The 24811-nt window shown below is 48.7% G+C and carries 18 protein-coding genes and 1 pseudogene; 17 read left to right on the top strand and 2 right to left on the bottom strand.

Annotation, left to right across the window (positions count from 1 at the left end; translation table 11 throughout):
• Positions 1-24: 24 nt before the first annotated feature.
• The 5 genes from TY10_RS20555 (at position 25) to TY10_RS20535 (ending at position 6006) form a co-directional block, all read left to right on the top strand.
• Positions 25-933 (top strand): AraC family transcriptional regulator, encoded by a 909-nt coding sequence (locus tag TY10_RS20555; RefSeq protein WP_042167611.1) that lies wholly within the window; start codon positions 25-27, stop codon positions 931-933.
• Between the two features lie 135 nt (positions 934-1068).
• Positions 1069-2712 (top strand): helix-turn-helix domain-containing protein, encoded by a 1644-nt coding sequence (locus tag TY10_RS20550; protein WP_238327826.1) that lies wholly within the window; start codon positions 1069-1071, stop codon positions 2710-2712.
• An 84-nt stretch (positions 2713-2796) separates the two neighbouring features.
• Positions 2797-3789, top strand: a complete 993-nt coding sequence (locus TY10_RS20545; RefSeq protein WP_052350669.1) for an ABC transporter substrate-binding protein — start codon at positions 2797-2799, stop codon at positions 3787-3789.
• Positions 3789-4823 (top strand): NAD(P)/FAD-dependent oxidoreductase, encoded by a 1035-nt coding sequence (locus TY10_RS20540; RefSeq protein ID WP_042167607.1) that lies wholly within the window; start codon positions 3789-3791, stop codon positions 4821-4823. Before TY10_RS20545 ends, TY10_RS20540 begins: the two co-directional genes overlap by 1 nt.
• 127 nt (positions 4824-4950) lie before the next feature.
• Positions 4951-6006 carry a C45 family peptidase gene (locus TY10_RS20535; RefSeq protein ID WP_042167606.1) on the top strand — a complete coding sequence of 352 codons (1056 nt, stop codon included), beginning with the start codon at positions 4951-4953 and terminating at the stop codon, positions 6004-6006.
• Positions 6007-6130: 124 nt separating this feature from the next.
• Here the strand turns inward: TY10_RS20535 and TY10_RS20530 are convergent, their stop codons facing one another.
• The gene (locus TY10_RS20530; RefSeq protein ID WP_042167602.1) at positions 6131-6898 is read right to left on the bottom strand and encodes a class I SAM-dependent methyltransferase; all 768 of its coding nucleotides are present in this window, start codon (positions 6896-6898) and stop codon (positions 6131-6133) included.
• A gap of 286 nt (positions 6899-7184) precedes the next feature.
• Here TY10_RS20530 and TY10_RS20525 point away from each other — a divergent pair, with 286 nt between their 5' ends.
• The 6 genes from TY10_RS20525 (at position 7185) to TY10_RS20500 (ending at position 15752) form a co-directional block, all read left to right on the top strand.
• On the top strand, positions 7185-9173 hold the full coding sequence (locus TY10_RS20525) for an AraC family transcriptional regulator (RefSeq protein WP_042167598.1): 1989 nt from the start codon (positions 7185-7187) through the stop codon (positions 9171-9173).
• A 616-nt stretch (positions 9174-9789) separates the two neighbouring features.
• Complete coding sequence (locus tag TY10_RS20520) at positions 9790-11724, top strand: AraC family transcriptional regulator (RefSeq protein ID WP_042167596.1); 1935 nt, start codon at positions 9790-9792, stop codon at positions 11722-11724.
• Positions 11725-12014: 290 nt separating this feature from the next.
• Positions 12015-12863 (top strand): sugar phosphate isomerase/epimerase family protein, encoded by an 849-nt coding sequence (locus TY10_RS20515; RefSeq protein WP_042167594.1) that lies wholly within the window; start codon positions 12015-12017, stop codon positions 12861-12863.
• A 91-nt stretch (positions 12864-12954) separates the two neighbouring features.
• Positions 12955-13839: an AraC family transcriptional regulator gene (locus TY10_RS20510; RefSeq protein WP_042167591.1), complete on the top strand. Its 885-nt coding sequence runs from the start codon at positions 12955-12957 to the stop codon at positions 13837-13839.
• Positions 13840-13857: 18 nt separating this feature from the next.
• Positions 13858-14865, top strand: a complete 1008-nt coding sequence (locus tag TY10_RS20505) for a zinc-dependent alcohol dehydrogenase (protein ID WP_042167588.1) — start codon at positions 13858-13860, stop codon at positions 14863-14865.
• A 41-nt stretch (positions 14866-14906) separates the two neighbouring features.
• Complete coding sequence (locus TY10_RS20500; protein WP_042167585.1) at positions 14907-15752, top strand: sugar phosphate isomerase/epimerase family protein; 846 nt, start codon at positions 14907-14909, stop codon at positions 15750-15752.
• Between the two features lie 556 nt (positions 15753-16308).
• Here TY10_RS20500 and TY10_RS20490 read toward each other — a convergent pair.
• Positions 16309-17319: a Gfo/Idh/MocA family protein gene (locus TY10_RS20490; protein ID WP_042167578.1), complete on the bottom strand. Its 1011-nt coding sequence runs from the start codon at positions 17317-17319 to the stop codon at positions 16309-16311.
• A 270-nt stretch (positions 17320-17589) separates the two neighbouring features.
• Here TY10_RS20490 and TY10_RS20485 point away from each other — a divergent pair, with 270 nt between their 5' ends.
• The 6 genes and pseudogenes from TY10_RS20485 (at position 17590) to TY10_RS32320 (ending at position 24341) form a co-directional block, all read left to right on the top strand.
• A complete protein-coding gene (locus TY10_RS20485) occupies positions 17590-18627 on the top strand; it encodes an NAD(P)/FAD-dependent oxidoreductase (RefSeq protein ID WP_042167575.1) in 1038 nt (345 codons plus the stop codon).
• A gap of 98 nt (positions 18628-18725) precedes the next feature.
• Positions 18726-19748 carry an ABC transporter ATP-binding protein gene (locus TY10_RS20480; RefSeq protein WP_042167572.1) on the top strand — a complete coding sequence of 341 codons (1023 nt, stop codon included), beginning with the start codon at positions 18726-18728 and terminating at the stop codon, positions 19746-19748.
• Positions 19745-20554: an ABC transporter permease gene (locus TY10_RS20475; RefSeq protein WP_042167568.1), complete on the top strand. Its 810-nt coding sequence runs from the start codon at positions 19745-19747 to the stop codon at positions 20552-20554. The genes TY10_RS20480 and TY10_RS20475 overlap by 4 nt, the downstream gene beginning before the upstream one ends.
• 11 nt (positions 20555-20565) lie before the next feature.
• Positions 20566-21369: an ABC transporter permease gene (locus TY10_RS20470; protein ID WP_042167565.1), complete on the top strand. Its 804-nt coding sequence runs from the start codon at positions 20566-20568 to the stop codon at positions 21367-21369.
• A 204-nt stretch (positions 21370-21573) separates the two neighbouring features.
• Positions 21574-22379: pseudogene (locus TY10_RS20465) on the top strand (ABC transporter ATP-binding protein).
• Positions 22380-22388: 9 nt separating this feature from the next.
• On the top strand, positions 22389-24341 hold the full coding sequence (locus TY10_RS32320; protein WP_042167563.1) for an FtsX-like permease family protein: 1953 nt from the start codon (positions 22389-22391) through the stop codon (positions 24339-24341).
• Positions 24342-24811 lie beyond the last annotated feature (470 nt).

Raw genomic sequence — 24811 nt, 5'->3', positions numbered from 1 at the left:
AGTAGAAGAGAAGGAGGTCAACGGGTGCCAACTTACGAGAGTATTATTCAGCATGTGGTGGATGAAATCGAGCTCCGGCTGGAGGAGGATTTGAAATTTGCCGATTTGGCGAAGCTGTCCAATTTCTCGGAATTTCATTTTCACCGTGTATTTCAATCCGTAGCAGGATTGCCCGCAATGGAATATGTCCGCAAGCGCAGGCTGGTGCATGCTGCGTACAGCGTAGCCAATACGGACGATAAGCTATTGGATATCGCGCTAAAATACGGCTTTGGCACGCCGGAAACCTTTATTCGCGCTTTTCGCAAAATGTATGGAGTAACTCCTGGCGAATATAGAAAGCGAGGCATCCGCCCGCCTGTCTATGACAAAGTGAATGTGCTTGAGCGAAGATCTAATCCCTATTTAGGAGGTATTCGGATGAATTATCAAATCGTAACGAAACCAGGTTTTAATGTAATTGGCTATTCGATTCGTACCCGGAATGAAGATGGTCAGAACAATCGGGACATTCCGGCTTTCTGGAGCCGTTATATGCAAGAAGGAATGGGCAAACGTCTCTATGAACAGGCTAGCTCAAATGCAGAATATGGAATTTGTGATGATTTTGATATGGAAAAGGGAGAGTTTAGCTACATTATCGGTGTTGAAGCGAAAGAGGGAGCGGAAGCGCCCGAAGGAACGGTTACCCGCCACTACCCGGAGCAGACGTATGCGGTATTTACGACGCCTCAGGCGGATTTCGATCATTTTACCGATTCGATTCAGAATACGTGGTCGGCGATATTTAATGAATGGTTCCCTCACTCGGGCTATGAGCATGCGGGTGCCGCGGAATTTGAATATTATGACGAGCGATGCTGGCGTGATCGGAATACGCTGCTCGAAATGGACATTTACATTCCAGTGAAGCGTAAGGAAGACAACCAATAGTGGTTGGAAAATAGAGGGCGATTACAGGCTGCTGTAAAGCGGACTGTCATCGCCCTTCGTTTTTCACGCAGGTAAAAAGCGATTATCTATTCGTGGTAATATGGAAAGAAGTTATGGAATGCGCCACACGGAAGGGTGAGCACGATAGAACGGCAACAAGATGAGCGGCAGTGGTTTGCGCAATGGCAATCAACGAAGCCACTAGGGGATCAATGGATGGCTGCTGGTGAAGTTCATTATTTTCCTAGTCCGGCCTTCCTTCTCCTTACAGACGGTCAAGCGATGTGGAACATCAACGGACAATCGATACATGCCGCATTCGGCCAGTTAATCGCTGTTGAGGCGAACTCGGTAATCGAGGTTGTCGAGGGCGGGAATTTGGATCTGGCAGGCTGGCAGATTCAATTCCATGCTTTCGCTATAAATAATAATGAAGCATTCGAATGGCAGGTGCCTGCAGGGGATACGTTTCAACAAGTGCAATTAACAGGCGGTTTTTTAACCGGTATTAGTGATTACTTGAACGAAGAGCAGCCGAAGCAGAACAGCGGAATGCTCGTTGAGCATCAATACTTTTTGTATGGATTGCTGAGAAGCTTGTACCAGCAGCAGCCGGATGAGCGGCAGACGACTAAAAAAGGCATTTTACGCTCCGTTGCCTATATTCAGGAGCATTATGACGAGGTCATAACGCGGGAACAGCTTGCACACATTGCGGGCATTAGCCCCTGGCATTACTCCAGGAAGTTTAGTGAATGGTGCGGCAAGCGTCCCTCAGACTATCTGGCAGCCTACAGAATTTATCGCGCGCAGGAAGAGCTGCTGCTAACCTCAGCGAAATCTCAGGACATTGCGAGAAAAACAGGCTTTGAGGATGTTCATTATTTTAGCCGCCGCTTTAAACATCTGACAGGAGTGTCGCCGAAAAATTATGTCAAAACGCTGCAGCAGCGTAAGATCATATCTTTATCGCCGTTTTGCGCCGAAGTGCTAATTGCATTAGGTGTCGTACCTCATGCTGTAATGGTAACTCCGCTGCTGTTATCCGAACATCATCGTGACTTGTTCCACAAGCATGGAGTGAAGCTTCTCGAAGTGCCGCAATATATCATTCCTGTTGAACAGATTGAGCAAGCGGAGCCTGCACTCATTGTCGGACATTTTTTAACAGAGGACATGAAGAGGAGACTGCGCACAATCGGACCGGTTCTAACGGGACTGCCGGTCGATATTACACCGCTGTTTGACCGATTTGCCGATTTATTTGATAAAAGAGCGGAGGCACAAAGCTGCCAGCAGCGAATGGCAAATGAAGTGAAAGAAGCGCAGCAGCGGTTAAAGGCTGTAATTGAAGCTAAGGCTCCTGTAATGGTGCTGCGCGTAGAGCCCTTCGGATACCGCTATTTGGGCGTGAACTCCAGCGGCGTGTCTCAATTGCTGTATCATAAGCTGGGGCTGATGCCTCCGCATTCTTTAAAGGCCGGCAAGGCTTGGTTCAATCCTTGTTCTCTGGAGCAGCTTGCTGCTGCCGACCCGGAGTATTTGTTCGTAGAGAAACGCGTCATGGAAAACTTCAGCGCCGATGAAAATATGGAGAAGCTGATGGAAAGCAGCTGCTGGACAAATTTAAGAGCGGTCAGAAACGGCCGTGTTTTCTATGCGGATACTCGAATTTGGGTAGACGGCTGCGGAATCGCCGGGCAGAGCATCATTCTGAATCAGATTGTGTCTAGCCTGACTGAAGCACGGCAGGAAGCGCACAATAATCCAATAGAATAGGCACGATTTGCTATGGAACGGCATCCTCTTATTTGATAATCTTTGATAGTGATTATTATTATCAACAAGAGGAGAGAATACGTCATGTTCAAACGTTCCATGCTGCTGCTGGGGGCAGTATTTATACTAATCATTGCAGCTGCTTGCTCCAACACACCTGTGAAGCAAGAGCAAAATCAAGAGCAAGTGAAAGAGGAAACGCCTGCAGCTAACCAAAGCGAGACTAGAGTAGTGAAGGATATGTTCGGAGAGGTAACGATTCCTGTCAAACCAAAAAACCTGCTCGTATCGAGCTCCAACTATGCCGAGTATTTAATTGAAATGGGAGTAGCCCCGCAGTATGCGCTCGTCGTTCCTGAAATTGAGCCGGACTACCGCAAGCCTTACATGGAAAAGAACGGCGTTGAATTAATTACAACGCAGCAATATGACTTCAATTTTGAGAAATTGCTCAGCCTGTCGCCAGATCTGATTATCGTTCCTGGTCAGGGAATGGAGAAAAACGTCTATGACGAACTGTCGAAAATCGCACCAACCGTGGCGTTAGACGCGAACAGCGGTATGCATGTAGCGATGTCCAAGCTAGCGGAGCTATTTGATAAGAAAGCAGAATCGGACAAGGTGCTGGCTGAATTTGATAAGAAAGCGGCAGAAGCCAAAGAAAAGATTCATCAGGCTATCGGTGATAAAACGGTGCTTGTATTGCGAGTGGAGCCAAGACGTTATCGTTATCTGGGACCGAAATCCGAAGATGATGTCAGCAAGTTTTTCTATGAAACATTGGGACTGAAAAGCCCTGATCTTATAAAAGATTCAACGGAATGGTTCACGCCGCTTTCTTTAGAGCTGCTGCCTGAGATCAATCCGGATTATGTATTTCTGGAAAAAAGAAGCATGGAAAACTATGATAGCTCCGATTCGTTGAAAGAATTGGAAGATAGCTCCCTTTGGAAGCATCTGGCCGCCGTCAAAAACAATGGCGTATTCCCGCTCCGCACCAACGACTTTATTCAAGCAAAAGGTCCAATCGGAACAAGCATGCTGATTGACTATATTGTAGAAAAGCTGGTGCCATAATGAGTACGGATGATATTTATGATGTAACGATTGTTGGCGGCGGTCCGGCAGGCATGTATGCGGCTTTCTACAGCGGCATGAGAGCGATGCGCACGAAATTAATCGATGCCAAGGAAGAATTGGGAGGCTTCATGCGCACCTATCCTGAGAAATTGGTATGGGATGTGGGCGGTGTCGATCCCATTCGCTGCGAGGTGCTGATCGATAAGCTGGAAAGACAAGCGAAGACGTTTGATCCCACTATTGTGCTGGGCCAGGAAATCGCTCATATGGAGCGGGGCGATGACGGTGTGTTTGCCATAACCGCAAAGACGGGCGAGCGGCATTACACACGTACGATTCTGTTATGTGCAGGGCGGGGAATGACGCAGGTTCAGAAGCTCGACGTGGAAGGCGCGAGCCGTTATGAACTGACGAACCTGCACTATGTGGTGACTGACTTGTCGCGATTCAAGGATAAAGTTGTGCTCATCTCGGGCGGAGGCGATTCGGCAGTCGATTGGGCGAATGAAATTGTTCCATTGGCTAAGGAAGTTATTGTTGTTCATAGACGGGATCACTTTACAGGGCATGAACTGCCTGTAGCCCAAATGAAAGCATCCGCGAGAGTCATTACGCCTTTCCATATCTCGCGGTTGTACGGTGCTGGCGACCGGCTGGACAGCGTAGCGCTTGAGAATTCGGAGACGGGTGAGATTCAGCGCATTGAAGTCGATGAAGTGATCGTTAGCCATGGCTTTGACCGTGATTTTGGCGAGCTGCTGAAATGGGGACTTAAGAAGGAAGATTATGGCCTGACGGTTGATCCGAAAATGCGCACAAGCATTCCCGGCATCTTCGGAGCCGGAGACTTTATTACCTATGGCAGTAAGGTCCGTTTAATTGCCGGCGCGTTTAACGATGCGGTGCTTGCGGTGAACAGCGCCAAACTCTACATGGAGCCGACTGCGACGGATATGGCCGGTGTGTCTTCTCACAATGCCCGGTTTTTCGAGAAAAACAAAGAGATTTTGAAAGAGTCATCCTTAACCTAATTGGTTACGCGGTAAAAAAGCCGTTCCTCTTCAAGTTGAAGGGGAGCGGCTTTTTAGTTGTTTTAAAAAATCTTAATATTTCTATTTATGGTAAAATTGGAATGATGACGAAAGAGGGGGATGTAAGATGTGTACCATATTCAAAGCTACGCAGGATGGGGTCACACTGGTAGGCAACAATGAAGACTACTCAGATTCCCATACAAAAGTGTGGTTTCTTGCACCTCAGAACGGCAAATATGGAAGAGTATACTTTGGCTATTTCAACGGTTGGGCTCAGGGCGGTATGAATGATCAAGGGTTGTTTTTTGACTGGGTTTCCGGATATGAGGAGGAGTGGCTCCCTTCGCCTGAGAGGCATAACTTTGCGGGAAATTTGTCTGAGAAAATTGTGGAGGAAGCCTCGTCACTGGCTCAAGTTGTTAAGCTGTATGAAAGGTACAACGAACCCTCCTTTTCTAATGCCAAAGTTATGTATGTAGATCGAACGGGGGCTTCTGCCGTTATCGGTTTTGAGAACGGAGAGCTCCACATTGATTATGGCAAAAGCCATCAAACGTTAGGTTACGCTTATCATACGGCTAACTCTGCATTATGCGAAATGCATACTCAGTCTATTACGGAGTTTGAAAATTTGCTGCAAAGCTGTTTGCAAACGGGAGAAAACGCTACTCAATATTCAAATATATATGACCTTTCGAAAAGGGAAGTGTATGTTTACGATTTTCATGAAAGCAACCAATGCTTTAAATTCAATCTGATGGAGGAGCTGCAGCGGGGCAGCCACTGCTATAACCTGCATCAGCTTGCTCTCCAATTAGAAGGGCCTCTGATTCAAGATTATAAAGTGAAAGCGGCTGAATTAGATCATCGGGTTACGCTTAGTGATGAATACCTTAAAGTTTTTGAAGGGATTTATAAACTGAACGAAGAGATTCAATTTACGATAAAAAGCGATAAAGGCAACTTATATGCGGCGGTTATTTCTCCCTCTAATGACGGTGCATTGCGGCTAATATATGGTAAAGAGAGCGAATGGTACGCCCCCTCTCATGATGCAAAATTTACTTTTGTAAAAGGCGGTTCGGGCCAATACGAGCAGATCGCAGTTCAAGGCGGCATCACGAGTAATAATAAAGGTACGAGTCAGGAGCTGCGTTTAACAAGGGTCGTAATCGAATGAGGCCGACAGATTATCGGCTTTTGCTTATTGGCTTTGCTTGATGGGGCAAATGGAGACCAATGTTTAAAATAATGGTTGCAGAGCGATGGAAAAAGCCGCCAAATTGTTGGCGGCTTATTATCTGTTATTTTCTCACAGCTTCATACACATATTTCTGATTGCTGCTGCTGGGAGCTTTGCCGTATTCGAAATCAGCCGATACGACGACATTAGTGAAGCCGATACTCTCCAAAACAAGCTTAAATTCTTCAACACCGTACCAGCGTATGGCCAATCGCTGAAGCTCCGTTTGCAGCAGTACGCCGTTTCGCCATTTCTCATATTTCAAATAGGAAACTTTATATTGATGAAATAGATCGAATTCAACAAGCTTGCCTTCCATCGTAATGATATCCCCGTCCGGTAAGTGGAACGTTGAATCCCCGCCAAAACAGCTGCCATCAGAAGATGTATCAGGCAGGAAAAGATCGAGCAGGAGGCGCCCTCCCGGTTGAAGATGGTCATACAAACGTCTTAAGGCGTTTAGCGATTGCTCTCGGTTCTCAATCAGTAAAAAAGAGCCGCCTGGAATAATGATAGCCTCATAACGTTCAGGCAAAGACAGCTGCTGCAGATCGGCTTCAAGCAAAGTTGCCTTCAAACCGCGCTCCTCACACCGCTGCCGGCAGGAGGCCAGCATTTCGGGTGAATAATCGACCCCGTCTACCTGCAATTCGCGCTCTAGCAGCGGAATCAGGACACGTCCAGACCCCGCCATCGGCTCCAGTATGCGTCCTTCGCAATGCTTGAGCCTTTCATAGTAATATTCGATATCTCCATTGAAGGATTGACCGACTTTCTTCGTGTGGTCGTAGACCTCTGTACATAATGGACCGTAGTAGCTAAAAGACATGCATTTCCCTCCGCGTGGTTAATTTTTGCGGAAGGGATTATTCGATTTATCCCTTCCGTACCTTATAGACGGACATAGTGGAGTTGGGTTTATGCATTTGCATGAAAATCACTCACTTTCCTAATAGTTGAAATTATTGTAATCGATTGGTGATATGCGGTCAATTAGTGAATTAACCTCTGAATAACGACTAACTCGGGCTCTCCTTTCTTTTTCTTTACGTTGAGAATCGTTATCAATATAATAGAGTGATAGCCTCATTACAAGAGGAGGATGGATAACGGCAATGAAAGTGAATGATCATATCGCGCATTGGAATCATGCTTCTATAAAGGTGCTGGATATCCGCTGCGGGACGCTGGAGAGCGGCGAGGAGCTGCCGGAATACCGGTTGCCAGCCAGTGCATTTTTATATATACAGCAAGGCTCTGCTCAGGTGCAGTTGGATGATAAATTGCAGTTCATGAGCCGCAATTATATTTTGCATGGCGGAAGAGGCGCACGACTTCATATTACAGCTGAAGAGCGATTCGAGTATTACCTCATCTTATACAAGGCTGTAATGATGCTGCCTCTGGCGAAGAGACAGCAAGGGCTGATAGGAATGGAGAGTCCGTTTCTATGCCAGTATAGCTTCGTTCCTCAATATCCTTTGCCTATATTGGAGAAGCTTCGGTCTATGTACGAGAATTGGATGAAGCTTAATCCATTGGATGCTTTTCATGCGAGGACGTTATTTTATCAATTTGTACATGAGCTTTTGTCCCAGATGCAGCTCCAAGGGATAAGACCTGTTCATCCCGATCTGCTGGCGCAGGTACTTCGTTATATGAATGATCATTATATGAAGCCTCTTTCCTTGGAGACAGTGGCAGAGCTGTTTGATTGCAGTGTCAGTTATTTGACCAAGCTGTTCAAGAAAAGAATGGGTGAGAGCCCGATTCGCTACTTGACTCACATACGGATGGAGAAGTCTGCGGCCTATTTGAGTAAGACGGATATTTCGCTGCAGCATGTTGCTGAGCTTGTCGGCTATCCGGATGCCCATACACTGAACCGCAGCTTTAGAAAAAGCTATGGCATGACTCCAACTCAGTTCAGAACTGCATGCCACGGAAAGCAGACCGTATCAGAATTGCCCAAACTTCGTATGAAATCTGCCCTTGTTGCTGCTGATTCTCGGTGCTATAGTGTCAATGACTACGAGAACGATTATCATTTAGGCAAGAGGAGAGGGTTATCAGTGAATAGAGTATATAAGTCGACATCAATGGCTACAGCGACATTGCTGTTATGCTTAACCTTGTTAATTAGTGCGTGCTCGGCGCCTTCCAATTCCGTCAACAATCAATCCGGCGGTAACAGCAACGGGGCAGCGGTGACGGGGACAACGCAGGGAACAAATATAGAAACACCTAAGCCCACTGAAGCAGTTGCAGCTACCAGAACCTATACAGACGGCAAGGGAACGGTAACGATTCCGGCCGATCCGAAGCGGATTATCGATCTGACGGGAAGCGCAATTGGCAATCTGCTGGCGCTGGATATTAAGCCGGTCGCGGCTACGCGTGATTCGCTGCAAAGTCCTTTTCACGAAGGCAAGCTGAATGATATTGTCGATATGGGCGAAGAACCCAGTGCGGAAGCGATTCTGAATTTGAATCCGGATTTGATCATCGCATTTGATTATATCGATGAAGCCGAATATGAAAAGCTGGCGCGAATTGCACCGGTTGTCCGTCTGAAATATGGAGCGGGAACGCCGTCAGAGCTGTTGATGGAATTTGGTAAAATAACGGGCCGGGAAGAGCTCGCTCAGCAATGGGTACAGGAATGGAATGCCAAAATTGCTGAAGTGAAGCCAAAGATTCAAGCTGTAGTGGGAGACAAAACCGTTTCGATTCTTCAGCCTTATGCGAAAGGCATCTATGCTTGGGGAAATAAAGGCGGCAGAGGCGGCGAAATCATTCACGGTGATCTGGGTCTGAAGGCGCCAAAAATCATACAAGATAAGCTGATCGACGGTAGCGACTTTGGAGCGGATTTCACGCTGGAATTATTGCCGGAATATGCTGGCGATTATATTTTCACAAGCAACTGGGGCTGGGATGACGGCGATGCGAATGTCGTGTATGACAGCAAGCTGTGGAAGTCGCTGCCGGCCGTTAAAAACAACCACGTTTATTGGATTAATGAAAAAGGTTCCTATTACAATGACCCTATCTCTCTGGAGGGACAGCTCGACTTCATTGTGAAGAGCTTCCTGGGGGAATAGGAGAGGAAGTTAGCGAAGCGATAGAGGATGTATCAGGCGGTCAGCTTATAAGCTGGCCGTTTTTGTTGTGCGGTTTGATCGGATTGCTTGAAGAATTGCGGGAGGTGAGCGGGTGGGATAACGAAGCAGATTCACAGGCTGGTAGTTGAAGAACGAATTAGCAAATGATTCATTGTGAAGTATTGAGTTTACAGATGAGTTGATAGATAAGGGGATGTTCACTGTGTAGCTGTAGTTAAGAACCGTATTTGCAGATTAGTGGAGGGTTAACGAAGCAGATTCGCTAATTAGCGAAGTGAAATTCGCTGTAGGAGGCATATCCAGTCGCATTCCGCAGATAGCGAACCTAACTTCGCAACTGGTGAACTTAGGTTCACGAATAGCGAAAAGAGGTTCGCTGGAAGCAGTGATGCTCCTCTCGTTGTCAGCATTAGCGAATGCAGGTTCATTGATTAGCGAAGCTGCTTCGCTAACTGCCCTGAGAGCAAGGCGGCAACAGCAACGGCGGACTATTTTCATTTCTTTTCTATACAAAGTTTGAAATAATGAAAAGGAATTGCCGATGATGATGATGATGATGATGATAAGAGACAATATAGGGTTTTGAGGTGCTGTAATGGAGGGTCCAGAAGAAGTAATCCGAAGATGGAGCCAAACGCCGATCAAGCTGCTGGATATTCGGCATATAACGATGAAGCCGGGGGAGAAGCTGCAGCCCTACCGTCTTCCATCCAGCGCTTTTCTTTTTGCTAATCAAGGAGAGGCCAGTCTGTCTCTGGATGGAGTAGAAGCGTCGCCGTCTAATAATCAACTTATTCATGGCGCAAAAGGCGCCCTATTGAATATCAGCTGCTTCAACCGGCCGTTCGACTATTATCTGATCTTCTACAAGCCGTTATTGGAACGAGTGCCGATCCAAGCTCCACATGAGGAAGGGAGCACCCCAACGCCATTTATGCAGTCGTATGCGTTTCAGGCTAAGCAGCCCTGGACACTGCTTTCCCTGCTGGAGCCGATGCACAGGCAATGGAGCGAAGACGGCGATCTGGCACGTTTGCAAGTGAACGGATTGTTCTATCAATTCCTCCACGAGCAGTTTCGCCAGTTGCTCGATTCACCAGCAGAATCGGAAACAGCCGATCTGGCAGAGGGAATCGCCCGGTATATTCAAGAGTATTACCGCCAGGCGATCTCGATGGAGACATTAGCGAATCTGTTCCATTACAGCACGCACTATTTGTCCCGGGTATTCAAGCGCAAATATGAATGCAGCCCGCTCGAATTTCTAGTTCAGACTCGGATGAACCGGGCAAAGGCGCTGCTGGCTGAAGAGGATGTCGCTGTACGCGATATTGCGGAAAGCGTCGGCTATACGGATATGTATTACTTTAATCGCTTGTTCAAAAAACAGACGGGAATCACGCCCGCGCAGTTCAAAATGCATAAGTTAGGGATGAAAAGTTCAATTTCTACTAATTTTATGCCCAAATCGTTCATTGAGTCTAGAGCAGGTACAGACTATATTGTTAATAAAGATAATCATTATCAATATAGAGCTTGGGATGTGGATGACATGAATGCAAGTTTTAAACCAACTTTTGCAGTGGCGCTATTGTTTAGTCTGTCACTTCTGCTGGCAGCATGCGGTGGAGCAGGAACGAATGAGAAACAGGGGGCACAAGGGAACAACCAGCAGCAAAACGAGAAACCAGCCGATGCATCGTCAAAAACAAAGACGATTACCGACGGATTAGGGAGGCAAGTAGAGATTCCAGCGGCGCCTAGTAAAGCCGTCGTTATTTCATATGGCGGTTATTTGCTTCCACTCGGCTTGAAGCCGGTTGGCGTTGATCAAACGACGCTTACTCTATATCCCGATGACATGGCAGGTGTATCGAGCATTGGCGAAGGGCTAGGGGAAGCAGAGGCGATCGCTGCGCTGCAGCCTGACGTGATTATATTACCGGACTTTTATAGTCCGGATATTTATGAAAAGTATCAGAAGATTGCTCCAACCGTGGCAGTGGCATGGGGCGGAGATCCGGACGTTGTGAACACGCTTCGTACGATAGGCGATGTGATGAACCGGAAGGAACAAGCGGAGGCGTGGATTACGAAGTTCGAGGAAAAGCTGCAGCGTATCCGGGATCAGATTGATGTCAAAATTAAGCCGGGCACAACAGCAGCAACTTTTATCCTTTATAAGGGTGAGGTTCTATTGGGCGGCGAGGGCGGCACTTTAGGCAAACTGATCTATAAAGATTTCGGTTTTCAAATGCCGGAGCAATTCAAACAGTACGCAGACGGCGGAACAGCCTTGCAGATGGAAGCTTTGGTCGACCGGCCTGCGGACTACTTCTTCACGCAAATGACAGAAGAAGAGATGGGACCCATGACGGAGCTGTTCCAAGGATCTCTGTATCAAGCGGTTCCTGCAATCAAGAACAATCGGGTTATCAATGTGACCCGCGACAAATGGAATTATGGGCCGTACTTGGTTGATGAAGCGGTAGATGAGTTTGTGCAGAAGGTAATGGACTCTCAGAAGTAGGCGCTGAAGCTGAAGCTGAAGCTGCGTTATAAAGATGCTCAGGAAATGAGAAATGACTGCTGGTGATTAGAGCAGTAGTCTGTAATGAAGAAGCCGCTGAATGCGGCTTTTTTATTTCAGCTTGAAAGCAGCTTCAACCCTGTCAACAGAGAGATTCATGCTAGCAGCGATAGCACTTAGCGGTGTTATGGACAAAAAGTAATGGTTTAAGCTAAAGATTACATCCGGATACAACCCCTATAATCGGGGTATATCCGGATTTTTTTATTTTACTGCGGAGGTGAAGCCAGTTGAACGCATTTAGAGGGAAAGTAGCGGTACACGCCATTACCTGGGGCGATAACCATCTGCAAGCGATAGAAGAGGCTTCCAGAATCGGTTACCGGGCAATCGAGCCATGGCCTCATTTTGCACTGCAATATGAACACAACATTGGCGAGTTTAAGGAATTGCTGGCGAAGTTCAGCTTAGAATTGACAGCTCTTTACGGCGGTGTGCCGGGAGACAGCCGATTTGCCGATCCATCCAAACGTCCGGATATTGTAGATTACAATGTTCGGCTGTCCCGAATACTGAAACAATGCGGTGCTGGACATGTCGTACTGGGTCCTGGTCCCCGTAAAGGGCCTGCTACTCTGGAGGAACTCAAGGTTGCTGCTGCAACGATTGCCGAGACGGCGGAACGAACGCTTGAGCTTGGCATTAAAGCTTGTCTTCATCCGCATCTATGGACAGAAGTGCAGGATGAGAATGAAGTCGATGCCATCATGGAGCTGTGCAATTCCGATGCTGTCTTTTTCGCACCGGATACAGCTCAACTGACAGGAGCGGGAATGAATCCTGCCGAACTGATTCGTCGCTACAAAGAAAGGGTTGCCTACGTGCATCTCAAGGATGTAACGAAGGACGGTGCAGTTGCCGCAGACTTCCCGCTTATGGAAGGGAATGATGTGCCGGTGTTCTGCGAGCTTGGCCTTGGCAAAATCGATTTCGATCCGATTATTGAAGCTTTGAATGAGATTCATTACGATGGCTGGCTGACGGTTGAGATTGACCGATCGACGAGTACGCCATACCGAAGCCTGGAAATTTGCAGAGATTTTGTGGAGCAGCGGCTGGGCATACCGGTTAGGGGATAAGCAGAATAGACGGGCCGGCTTCGGGGCTGTGATCGATGCAGGGAATGGATTATAGTAAGAGCATAATCTAAACGGCATGGAGGAACGACGGATGGAAGCCTGGATGAATGCGATTTCCCCCTTTGTAAGAGTTGTCAAAATCGTCAAATCATCCTCGCTTTCCGGCGAGTGGATCGACTTTGACCATGTCTTTACCTATATCGAGCAAGGCGAAGCTGATTTTATACTAAACGGGGTAAAATATCAGGCCCAAGAGGGCGATCTGTTTCTGATGTCTCCGCTGCTTCCCCATATTATTCGAACGACATCGGACGTCCCGCTCATCCAGTACATCGTTCATTTCGATCTTTTCTACGATGAGGTCCGGAGCGGCTTGAAGGAAACGGGGCTGATCAACGAGCTCACGAGGCTTATTCCTGAAAGGGAGCAGGCGCTTGCGGACGTTGTTCCCGTCACTCATTTGCGGACAGCGGATCGGATGGATGTGAAGCGAAGATTTTTACTCATGCAAAAGGTATTTCTGGATGATAAGGCGAACCGCGATCTAGCGACAAAGGCGATCGTCATCGAGCTTTTATATTTCTTTCTCAAAGGCCAGACTGGGCGCAACGAGCAGGAGGGCAAGCTGACCAAAGGATGGGGCGTACTCGAGAGAGCAATCTCCTACATTCACGAGCGGTATGCCGATTCGGGTCTCGACAATGCGACGATCAGCGGACATGCTGGCGTCTCGACAAATCATTTATCTTTTTTGTTCAAGGAACAATTGCAAATTACGATTCAAAAATATATTACCCATGTGCGGATCGAGCAGGCGAAGGCGAAAATTATGGAAGGGCACAAGACGATCACGGTCATTGCGGAGGAGGTAGGCTTCTCCAGCATTCATTTGTTCAGCCGATCGTTCAAAGCGACGGTTGGCATTACGCCCAGCCAATTTTACGCTGCCCATTCGACGGTCCGCAAGGATGGTTAAGTAGAGGAGCATTCCAGAATGCACAATAAACAGATCGTATTTACAGCGCCATGGCAGGTTGAACTGCAGGACGCATCAATATCCGCTGCCAATATTGGAGAGCATGATATTTTGGTGAAAAAGAAATTTACACTAATCAGCCCCGGAACGGAGCTCGCCTGCCTGTCCGGCAACGAGGGATGGTTCGGTATGCCAGGCGTACCCGGCTATGCGGCGGTAAGTGAAATTGTGGAAGTAGGCAACAGCGTTACGGAATTTAGCCCGGGCGAAAATGTATTCCACTACGGTGATCACTCGGCGTACCAGATCATTTCGGCGAACGACTTACTTTTGAAAGCGCCTAACAACATTCCGCTCTCCTGGGTTCCATTCACGAGGATGGCGACAGTTGCTTTTACCTCGACACGGGTATCGCAAATTGAATTGGGCGACAATGTTGCCGTTACAGGTCTGGGCTTAATCGGCAACATGGCTTCGCAGCTTGCCACACTGCAGGGAGCGAATGTATTCGGAATTGACTTGTCGGAACAGCGTTTGAAATTGGCGGAAAAGACGGGAATTCGTGCAGCCCTGCATGCGGAACAGACGAATGTCCGTGAAGAGATTATGAAGCTGACTGGCGGCGAAGGCGTATCGACACTAATCGAGGCTACCGGCGTGCCGAAAGCAGCCATTGATAATTTGCCGTTAATCGCCAAGTTCGGCGAGCTGATCTTCCTGGGCAGTCCGCGCGGCGAATATCAGGCGAATGTGACCGAAATATTCAATTATGTTCATTTGGCCAATTACGGCAGCATTACGTTTAAGGGGGCGCATGAATGGCGTTACCCGGTTGGCAGAGACGGATTTGTTAAGCATTCGCTTGAGCGCAATTCGAAGATCGTATTCGGATTGATGGCGGACAATAAGCTGAGTATTGAGCCGCTGATCAGCCATATTTTGAAGCCAGAGGATGCGGCATCCGCTTATGAAGGGCTTCGGAACGACAAGGAGCATTACTCCGGCGTTTTATTCGATTGGTCTTAATTCTATTTTATTGTATTCGTACACAGATGGAGATGAAGAGGATGTTAAAAGGATTAACGCGTGCGGGTCTCTGCGACGTCGGTGACGATAAGCGGTTTCTGGAGCTGGCCTCGAAATACGGTTTTCAAGCTGTAGAGCTTGATGCGGCTGGCTTAATCGAGTCAGAGGGACTAGATGGAGCCCGAGAATTGCTTCAACATTACGGAATCGCCATGGGCGCTATCGATTTGGGTCTGGATTGGCGCAATGGCGAGGAGGACTTCCGGGCAGGGCTCGAGCAGTTAGAGCGCCGCGCCAAGGCAGCCGCTTTGCTGGGGGGCGACACTTGCACGACATATATATTGCCTTCAACGGATCATTCGCCTGCGTTGCTGGCTGTACAAGCCGTCAACCGGCTTCGGCAATGTGCTGATATTATTGGCGAACACGGACTCAAGCTGGCGCTTGAATTCGTTGGGCCGCATCATTGGCGGACAGCCTTCCGTTATCCGTTCATTCATACGATGGAGGATACGCTGGCGCTTGCTGCTGCCATCGGCAGACCAAATGTTGGTTTGCTGATGGATTCCTACCATTGGTATACCAACGGTCTGACGACCGCTGATCTGGAGCAGTTGACGGCGGACCAGATTGTTTATGTTCATCTGAATGACGCTAAAGCGCTGCCGATTGAGCAAGTGATTGATCATGAGCGGCTTTATCCGAGCGAGGGAGTAATTGATTTGAGCGGCTTTTTAAGCAGCTTGCAAAAAATCGGCTACACAGGCATCGTTGCGCAAGAGGTGCTCATGCCGCAAGATGCTGATGCTCCGGCAACGACGGAAGCGGCATTCGAGCGGTCAAAGGCTGGCTTTGACCGGGCGTTTGCGACGCTGCAGAAGGTTTAAACAGTTTGCGGTATGTGTTTGAAGAAAGGCTGTCGAGAGTTTTCTCGACAGCTTTTTTGTTTGAAGAGGCGAGGATGTATGCGTTAGTGGGATCGCTACTGATTATCGTAGAAGTTTGGTTTGACCGCCGACGTGCGACCGAGCACCGCGTGCCGCGCGGTGCGGACGCTGTTGCTGCGCAGTAGCTAAACGCACCAGATACTTGAGTCAAAATGCAAAAGTACATTTTGTTAGCCGAGATATCGGCGATTTATCGCATCAAAATGCAAAAGTGCATTCTGATCGGTCTAAAAAGCTTCGATTGGGCCAATTTTTCGGATTTCAAATGTATTTTTGCATTTTGATGGCGTTTTGGGGCCATTTGAGGTCCATCAACATGTACTTTTACATTTTGTTTCTCCCGCTGCCCTCCTTCATGAACCGAGCGTGGACAGCGCAGGTATGCCAGCGTGTGAAAGGGACTTGTAGCCGATCCCTGGTTTCAGGAGCGTATGCAGTATAAAAAGCCTTATTTTTATAAAGACGGCAAATATGCGGCTGTTAGTTCCACCTCTAACTATTCGAACGGTACAGGCAGCTCTTTGCCTTCTGCCGCAGAACGGCCGGCCGTGTCGAGCACGGCAATAATCCGCCGGGACTCTTCAGGCTTAACGACAAGCTCTTCACCTTGCGTCAAATGAGCGGTTATATTTCTATAGTAGCTAATCCAGCTGCTTGGAATGGAGGCTACCTTCGTCTCCACTCTTTTCCCGTCTACATCCTCGTATAAAATAACTTCCTCATCGCCATTGCTGATAATTGCGCCCTTTGTCCCCAAAATCCGGCGGTTTGGCTTTGGCGCATAGGCAAGTGACGAGACCGACAAGCTTGCCGATGTTCCATTCTCGAAGCCGATGAAAATATCCATGTGATCTTCATTGGTCACATCATGCCACTTCAGCTTGTGCGTAAAGCCGCGAACTGTCGTCATCCGGCTTGGAACAAGGCCGAGCAGCCAATCGATGTAGTGAGCGCCCCAATCATAAGCGACTCCGCCTGAGATGCTTTTGTCAGCACGCCACCAATGACCCGGATGGCCGTGTCCGCCGGTATAGAGCTCCACAGCGAAAATATCACCCAGGCGCCCCTCCGCAATCAGCTGCTTAGCGGTCAAATACCACGAATCCCATCTCCGGTTATGGAATACGGAGAGCATGACATCCTTTTCCTTCGCTTTGCGGACGAGCGCGTCGCCTTCCTCTGCCGTAATACTCATCGGTTTTTCGAGGACGCAATGCTTGCCGCTCTCCAGCACTTGCATGCCCAGTGAGTAATGAGAATTATGCGGGGTAATAACCGTTACCAGATCGATATCCGGTTGTGCCAGCAGTTCTTCTACTGTTGCATAGCCGCGAATACCGGGAAAATCTTGCAGTGCCTGATTCAAACGCTCCTCATTCATCTCACAGACTGCAATAAATTCCATACCGTTTTGCAGCATGTGATCGGCGTGCATTTTGGCGATATTGAAGGCACCCCCGTAACCGATGACGGCTGTTCGTACTGCTCTTCCTTGAATCGTTGACATTGTTTTTTCCTCCTCGTATCTCAAACAACCTCTATCGGGGTTGTGCGACGGGCTGTCTGATAGGTAATGAATGCTTTTATTTTAGAACAATGACCGCTCTGTCCCCAGAAGCTAAACTTAAATTTTCTATTTCATTATTGGCCTATTGGCTGATCGCGACTTTGTATAATTACAAAACAGGATTACAGTTTGTCCATTGCCCCGCTATTGCTTGCGAACTACAATTTTAATTGAGAATGACTCTCACAATGAGGCAATGGAGGGATAGGCATGAAGGAACAACTGGAATTGTTCGATGTAACCATTATTGGCGGCGGCCCTGCGGGGATGTATGCTGCTTTCTATAGCGGAATGAGGGATATGAAGACGAAGCTGATCGACGCGAACGAGAAGCTGGGCGGCAGAATGCTGATCTACCCGGAAAAGATGATCTGGGACGTAGGCGGGGTAGCTCCAACCCTATGCGAGAAGCTGATTGCAACCCTCGAGGAGCAGGCACACACCTTCGAGCCGGCAATCGTGCTGGGACAGCAGGTTGAACGCTTGGAGAAACAAGGGGATGGCAGTTATATATTGGTAACGCTCAGCGGTGAGAAGCACTGGACGCGGACGATTATTTTGGCGATCGGCAGAGGCATTCTGAAGATGGCGAAGCTGGAGCTGGAAGGGGCCGAGCGGTATGAGGTGTCTAATTTGCATTATACCGTGCAGGAGCTGGAACCGTTTCGCGGGAAAAAGGTGCTTATTTCCGGGGGAGGCAATTCAGCAGTGGACTGGGCCAATGAGCTGGAGCCAATTGCGGAAAAGGTGACGGTGGTGCATCGGCGAAACCAGTTTGGCGGACATGAGAGCCATATTGCGAAAATGAAGAACTCCACGGCCGACGTGCGGACGCCGTATGAGGTTAGCCGGCTGTTCAGCAGCAATGGAGAGGCGATCGATCAGGTAACGATCAGCCATACCGAGACAGGTGAATCCGAAATGATCGTCGTGGATGAAGTGATCGTAAACCATGGATTGAAATCCGATTTCGTCGGAATCAAGGACTGGAGCTTGGACATGGACGATTGGAATGTGTTCGTAAGTCCGAAGCTAGCGACCAATCTGCCGGGTATTTTTGCGGCGGGTGATTTTGCCTATTTTGAGAGTAAGCTGAATCTGATCGCTGGTGCTTTCACCGATGCAGGAATCGCGGTTAACAGTGCAAAGCTGTATCTAGAGCCTGAGGCTGCCAGAATGGCGTACGTGTCCTCCCATAACGAGAAATTTAAGGAGAAAAACAAAGCGCTGGGCGTTGTCGAATCTTAAACGGCTAATAGCGTACTGCAAAAGACTAGATTCCCATATACCTTTATCTATTTCCTTTTTCTACAATTAATCGGATACGGATAAAGGGAGGGTCACTCATGCCGCTTATAGAGGTGCAAAACCTGCGCAAGGAATTCAAAAGACAAAAGCGTCGTGACGGGTTCTGGCCGTTGATGAAAAGCTTGGTGTACCGGGAATATGAGCAAAAGGTGGCGGTCGAGGACATTTCGTTTACGATCGACCAAGGCGAAATTGTCGGCTACATCGGGCCAAACGGTGCAGGAAAATCGACTACGATCAAAATGATGGTCGGCATTCTCGTCCCGACAAGCGGGGCGGTGCATGTGAACGGACTGGTGCCGTTCGAGAACCGGATTGAGAACGCGCGGCGAATTGGCGCGGTGTTTGGGCAGAAAAGTCAGCTATGGTGGGATACGCCCGTCATTGAATCGCTTCGGCTGACCAAGTATATGTACGATATACCGGAGGATCGCTATCAGCAAAATATGGCGCTATTCGGCGATATTCTCGGGCTGGACGAATTCAAGAACGTAGCCGTACGGTCGCTCAGTCTGGGGCAGCGGATGCGGGCCGATCTGTGCGCGGCATTGCTGCATGATCCCGATATCGTCTATCTCGATGAGCCAACAATTGGGCTCGATGTCGTCGTGAAAGAGAGAATCCGTGAATTCATTCGCGAGATCAACCGGGAAAGAGGCACAACTGTCATCTTAACGACGCATGATATGTCCGACATCGAGAAGCTGTGCAGCCGCGTTATGGTCGTCGATCACGGCAGGCTCATGTATGACGGGAATCTGTCTACGCTTAAGAATGACTACGGCAATATGGAGACGATGGAGCTGGACACCGAAGAAGTTTTTGTGATGGACGATGCGCTGCTTCGTATGGGCATTACGTCCTCCCAGACCGAAGAAGCTCGCACTCAACTTGTCTATGACAAGAAAAATATCAATTCCTCCGCTGTTATTAAATGGATAATGGACCGCTACTCCGTTCGGGATTTTAAGGTCAAGGAAACGGAAATTGAAGAGATCATTCGCAATTTGTATGCAGGCTTCAGTCAGGAAGAGCGCCCGCGTGAGGAAGTGATGGCATGAGAATCGCCCTTTACCGGGAGATGACGCTGAACGCTTTCCGCACATTGCTCGCATTTCGGGCTGAGGTACTGCTATTCCTTTTCGGCCAGCTGTTCAAAATATTCGTTCAGGTCTATATCTGGCACGCTTTGTTCGGGGAATCAGGCCAGTTGGCTTCGCAGGCCGGATCGATTTCCATTCAAGAAATGATTACGTATGTCGTAATCAGCTCGGTTATATCGGTATTTGCTACGAATGATGTTATTTTTAAAGTCAGCTCCAAGGTATCCTCAGGCGAGATCGCGATGGATCTCATTAAACCAATGAGTTTCCGTTCCGTTATCTTCTGCCAGACCTTCGGTACGAACATGTACCGGATGCTGTTTGAATTAGTGCCTTTAGTTATTGTCAGCCTGCTCTTCTTCCACGTACAGCTTCCTTCGCTTGCAAGCGGCATCGCCTTCCTGATTCTAGTCTTCAACGGCCTGATTCTTAATTTCCTCATCACGTACACGATTGGACTTATTGCGTTCTGGTATATTCTGATTTGGCAGATCAACACGGTGCTTAACGGGCTGATCCGGTTGTTTTCCGGCGCGTTTATTCCGATCTGGTTCTTTTCTGATTCACTGGTGCAGGTGTCCTACTTCCTGCCGTTTCGCCTCATTTACTATGAACCGATCTCCGTCTATTTGGGCAAAGTAACGGGCTGGCAGGAGCTGCTCGCGATCGTTCTTCAGCAGGTGGCATGGATTGCAGGCATGCTGCTGCTGCAAAAGTGGATGTGGTCGAAAGCCGTTCGGCGGCTAGTCGTTCAGGGAGGCTAAGGGAGGTTACCATGAGATACTTGAAGCTTTACGCAAGGTTTATTCCGATTTATTTCAAAAGCAAAACGGAGCACGGCTTCGGCTTTTATATGGACTTTGTCGGCTTTGCCCTCTCGCATATCGTGAGCTATGCGGTAATCTGGGCGCTAATGAGCCGCTTCCAGACGATTAACGGCTGGAATATGTACGAGGTCATGATCATTTATACGCTCAATATGCTCACTTACGCGATCGCGGCGGTGTTTTTCTTTTTTCAAATGAATGATGTCGAGGAAGATGTGCACAAAGGCTCCTTTGACAGTCTGCTGGTCAAACCGATTAATCCGTTCATCCATATGATTATCCGCAGCTTCGGTCATTTTTTCCTGGGTGACATTGTGATTGCGATTTTGATGCTCGGATTCTGCTTCAGCCGTCTTGATCTCCATCCAAGTCTAGCGGCTTATGCCGGATTTGTAGCCTTGCTGCTAGGAGCGGTGCTCATTCAAGCGGCTTTCATCGTCATTACTGGCTCGATGTGCTTCTGGATCGTGCGTGCCCGTGCGGTCATGAACGTCGTTATCTTCGGCATCCGGGGATTTGCTGACTATCCGATTTCGATTTACAGCAAAGTGCTGCGGATCGTACTGACGTTTATCATTCCTTACGGCTTCGTTAATTTCTATCCGTCCCAGCTCATTCTGGATAAGGAAGGCGGATCGCTGTTTGTCTCGTGGCTGCCTTATGCTACGCCTGTCGTTGGCGTCATTTTATTCTTTATCGCGTATCGAGTGTGGAATGCGGGGTTGAACCGGTATCAAGGCACTGGAAGTTAGTTTTAGCGGAGTGAGCGAGCGGCCGTTGCGGCCGCTTTTTTTTGCGTGCAGCCATCTCTTAAATTTGGACGTCGGGAAAATAAGAAAATCTTAAAGGTTATATTAGAGTCTCTTTAACAGTCTTCCTTATACTGAATAAATCAAATGCGGCGATGGACTGGATTGATGTTGGTGTGCCGCATTCAGAAGGAGATGCAACTGGGAATGACTATAAAACCGGTTATTGAGATGAACAATGTATCTAAAATATATTGGGGGGAAAACAGAGAATCAAGCTTTTTGCCCTGAATGATGTTTCTTTTACGATGCAGGAAGGCGAATTTATTGGCATTATGGGTGCATCAGGCTCGGGGAAAACAACGCTGCTGAACGTGGTCTCCACACTGGATCATCCAACGGAGGGAACAGTCGCGATTGCGGGAACAGACATTACGCGGATGAAAGCGAGGGAGCTGTCGGATTTCCGTGCGCAGCGTCTCGGCTTTATTTTCCAAGAATTCAATTTGCTCGACAATTTGACGGTTTACGAGAACGTTGCCCTGCCTTTATCGCTGCAAGACTTACCGGTTCATCAAATTATGGACAGAGTGGGGAAAGTGCTGGAGCAGCTTGGCATCGCCGAGCTTGCGGATAAATATCCGGCGACGATATCAGGGGGCCAACGGCAGCGGACGGCGGCTGCAAGGGCCATTGTGCATGAGCCTGCTTTGCTGCTGGGCGACGAGCCGACGGGATCATTGGATACGAAAAATGCAGTCGGTCTTCTGGAGCAAATGAAGCGGCTGAACGAGCAGCAGCAAATCTCGATTCTTATGGTCACGCATGACGCTTTCAGCGCTAGCTATTGCAGCAGAATATTGTTCATTCAAGATGGACGATTGGTGCAGGAGCTTTACCGGCTGGGGAGCCGCGAAGCTTTTTATAAGCAAATTCTGAATGTGCTGGGCGATTACGGCGCGGCGGCGGCTGAAGCTGCTGCCAAGGAATTGTCCGCTGCGGATAGGGGGTAATCTGGCGTCATGTTGATCAAACTCGCCCTATCCGGCATGAAGAGTAAGCTGAAGGACTATTTGGTGCTGCTGGCCGGACTCGTTATTTCGATATCGATCTTTTATATGTTTCAGACGATGGCGTGGAATCGCAGCTTCACAGAGAACAATGCGGTTATCAATTCCATTCAGCTCGTTTATGTGTTAGGAACAGTACTGCTTTCGGCGATTACGTTTTTTTATATTTTGTATGCCAACGGATTTTTGCTCTCGCTTCGCCAACGGGAATTTGGCCTTTATATGGTGCTGGGAGCCAGAAAAGATAAAATACGCAAGCTGATGTTTATTGAGACGATCGTGCTTGGTATGGTTGCTCTGGCTGCTGGACTTGGTATCGGCTTTGGACTTTCGGCGCTGGTTGGGCGTCTTATGGCCAGGCAACTTCAAGTTGATTTGGCGGGCTATTATCCAGTATATGGTCCGGCAATCGGATTTACCGTTTTGTTTTTCGTCGCGTTGTTTGTCTTCTCTGCTTTGTGGAATCAATTGAAGCTGGCGCGTCTGCAGGTGCTGCAGCTGTTGCACGGCAGTACGAGGGCTGATCGTCCTTGGCGCAGCAGCGGCTGGAAAAAGGTGATGGTCGTTGTTGGCGTTATCGCTATTTTGCTTGGGTATCTGTCCCTGACGTTCATGGAGCAGCTGCGGGAGATCGGTTTGTTTACTGCAACCTTCATGACGCCGCTCGGCACTTATCTGTTGTTTATGGCGTTTCTGCCTCCGTTTATTGCCCGGTTGAAGAGAAGTCAGCAATTGCGCGGCATTCGGGCGTTTACGTTCGGGCAGCTTAGTTTTCGGATCAATGGATTGACGAAGCTGCTCGCTACAGTAGCGATGCTTATTGCGCTTGGAGCAGGGGCAATTGCTGGCGGATTGGCTTTTTGGAATGATGCGTTTATTCGAGGTGAGACCTACCGTGTGTATGATACGGCCGTTCATAATCCGAATGAAGCGGAGACGGAGGTGCTGGCAGGCATTCCGTTCAAAGAGCGGTTCACCTATCGTTATAAGCTGGACAATGAAGTTCTTTATTATGCGAAGGATGATCTGGAGTCGCAACGGCCGCTCGTTCATTCCCAACAAGGCCGTGATTACTGGGATCAGCTTAAGAGAGTGGAAGATCCGCTGCTGAAGGGGACGGCTGCTGATTCTGCGGGAAAGGCATCGGCTGGGGAAAGAGCGGGTGGCTCTGCTGGTGGAGTAACGGGGGAGAGTGCGGATGGAGATACTGCCGGCTCTGATGCGGGATTTGGTAATGGAGCTGAAGGGGGAACGGATAGTGGAATGGAGCGGGATGACAGGGAAAGTCTGAGCGCGGACTGGACAACCTTTCTATGGCAAATTGCACCCCCTGATCTGTCTTACTCTTACGTTCGTTTAGTGGATAACGCGCAATTCGAAGCTTTGAAGGCGAAGGAGCAAATTGTTGTAATCGGCAGAACGGACGACTTTCTGACCTACCGTTCTTCATGGGAGAAGCTGGACCAGCTTGCCATGGAGAAAAATGCTGGGATTACAGTGACCTGGAGCAAATACGAGAACTACCAGCGGGCGCTTGGCATTTCAAGCGGCACGATGTTCATGGGCTTTTTCCTCGGCCTCGCCTTTCTGGCGATGATGGCCAGCTGTTTGATGTTCAAAATATTGTCCGGAGCAGCCAAAGACATACAGCGTTATGAAATGCTGCATAAGCTTGGCGTGCGCCGGGAGCGGCTGTCGCGCTCGATTTACACGGAGCTGCTGCTTGTCTTTCTGTTCCCGGGCATTGCCGGTCTGCTGCATGTATTGGTCGGCATGCGCTTGTTTTCGTTTATTTTGGCGGAGCCGTATTACCGGTTGTGGCTGCCGATCCTGCTGTTTGCAGTGATCTATTCCGCTTATTATTTCATAACGGTTAATTTGTATAAGAGGATCGTGCTGCGCTAGTAGGCAGTAGATGGGATTAGGGCAGGCTAGGCTTCGCTTATTAGCGAAGCCTGTTTTATTTTGTAGGAGGGGGAGTTGCTGCCGGGGAGCTGGCTTCGCATTAGCGCAGCTAGCTTCATTGTGCAGAAGCGTTATTGCCTAGAGCGAACCAGCTTCACAAATAAAGTAACTATCTTCCTTAGGAAGCGCGGTGGAGTTAAACAGCGAACCGACCTTCCTAAATAGCGAAGCCAGCTTCGCTGCGCAGGAGCGCTGGTCTGTGGAGCGAACTAGCCTTCGCAAATAGCGAGGCTAGCTTCGCTGCGCAGAGGCGTTGATGCCTGGAGCGAACCAGCTTCGTTAATTAACGAAGTTAACTTCGTTCGGCGATGGTTTCATAGTTCGCTGTGGGGCAACTGCGAACTAATTTTCGCTACTGGAGAACCAAGGTTCACGGATAGCGAAAGCTGGTTCGCTCCAGACACAGGCGG

This window comes from Paenibacillus gorillae (assembly GCF_000513275.1).
In the GTDB taxonomy this organism is placed as follows: Bacteria; Bacillota; Bacilli; order Paenibacillales; family Paenibacillaceae; genus Pristimantibacillus; species Pristimantibacillus gorillae.
Note: the sequence above shows the minus strand (reverse complement) of the source record. Positions and strands in the feature narration are given on the sequence as shown.

What these genes read in the sequence shown, in the direction of transcription:
- TY10_RS20545 (WP_052350669.1), top strand. Translation starts at nt 2,797, where the DNA reads ATGTTCAAACGTTCCATGCTGCTGCTGGGGGCAGTATTTATACTAATC.
- TY10_RS20540 (WP_042167607.1), top strand. Translation starts at nt 3,789, where the DNA reads ATGAGTACGGATGATATTTATGATGTAACGATTGTTGGCGGCGGTCCG.
- TY10_RS20535 (WP_042167606.1), top strand. Translation starts at nt 4,951, where the DNA reads ATGTGTACCATATTCAAAGCTACGCAGGATGGGGTCACACTGGTAGGC.
- TY10_RS20530 (WP_042167602.1), bottom strand. Translation starts at nt 6,898, where the DNA reads ATGTCTTTTAGCTACTACGGTCCATTATGTACAGAGGTCTACGACCAC.
- TY10_RS20525 (WP_042167598.1), top strand. Translation starts at nt 7,185, where the DNA reads ATGAAAGTGAATGATCATATCGCGCATTGGAATCATGCTTCTATAAAG.
- TY10_RS20520 (WP_042167596.1), top strand. Translation starts at nt 9,790, where the DNA reads ATGGAGGGTCCAGAAGAAGTAATCCGAAGATGGAGCCAAACGCCGATC.
- TY10_RS20510 (WP_042167591.1), top strand. Translation starts at nt 12,955, where the DNA reads ATGGAAGCCTGGATGAATGCGATTTCCCCCTTTGTAAGAGTTGTCAAA.
- TY10_RS20505 (WP_042167588.1), top strand. Translation starts at nt 13,858, where the DNA reads ATGCACAATAAACAGATCGTATTTACAGCGCCATGGCAGGTTGAACTG.
- TY10_RS20500 (WP_042167585.1), top strand. Translation starts at nt 14,907, where the DNA reads ATGTTAAAAGGATTAACGCGTGCGGGTCTCTGCGACGTCGGTGACGAT.
- TY10_RS20490 (WP_042167578.1), bottom strand. Translation starts at nt 17,319, where the DNA reads ATGTCAACGATTCAAGGAAGAGCAGTACGAACAGCCGTCATCGGTTAC.
- TY10_RS20485 (WP_042167575.1), top strand. Translation starts at nt 17,590, where the DNA reads ATGAAGGAACAACTGGAATTGTTCGATGTAACCATTATTGGCGGCGGC.
- TY10_RS20480 (WP_042167572.1), top strand. Translation starts at nt 18,726, where the DNA reads ATGCCGCTTATAGAGGTGCAAAACCTGCGCAAGGAATTCAAAAGACAA.
- TY10_RS20475 (WP_042167568.1), top strand. Translation starts at nt 19,745, where the DNA reads ATGAGAATCGCCCTTTACCGGGAGATGACGCTGAACGCTTTCCGCACA.
- TY10_RS20470 (WP_042167565.1), top strand. Translation starts at nt 20,566, where the DNA reads ATGAGATACTTGAAGCTTTACGCAAGGTTTATTCCGATTTATTTCAAA.
- TY10_RS32320 (WP_042167563.1), top strand. Translation starts at nt 22,389, where the DNA reads ATGTTGATCAAACTCGCCCTATCCGGCATGAAGAGTAAGCTGAAGGAC.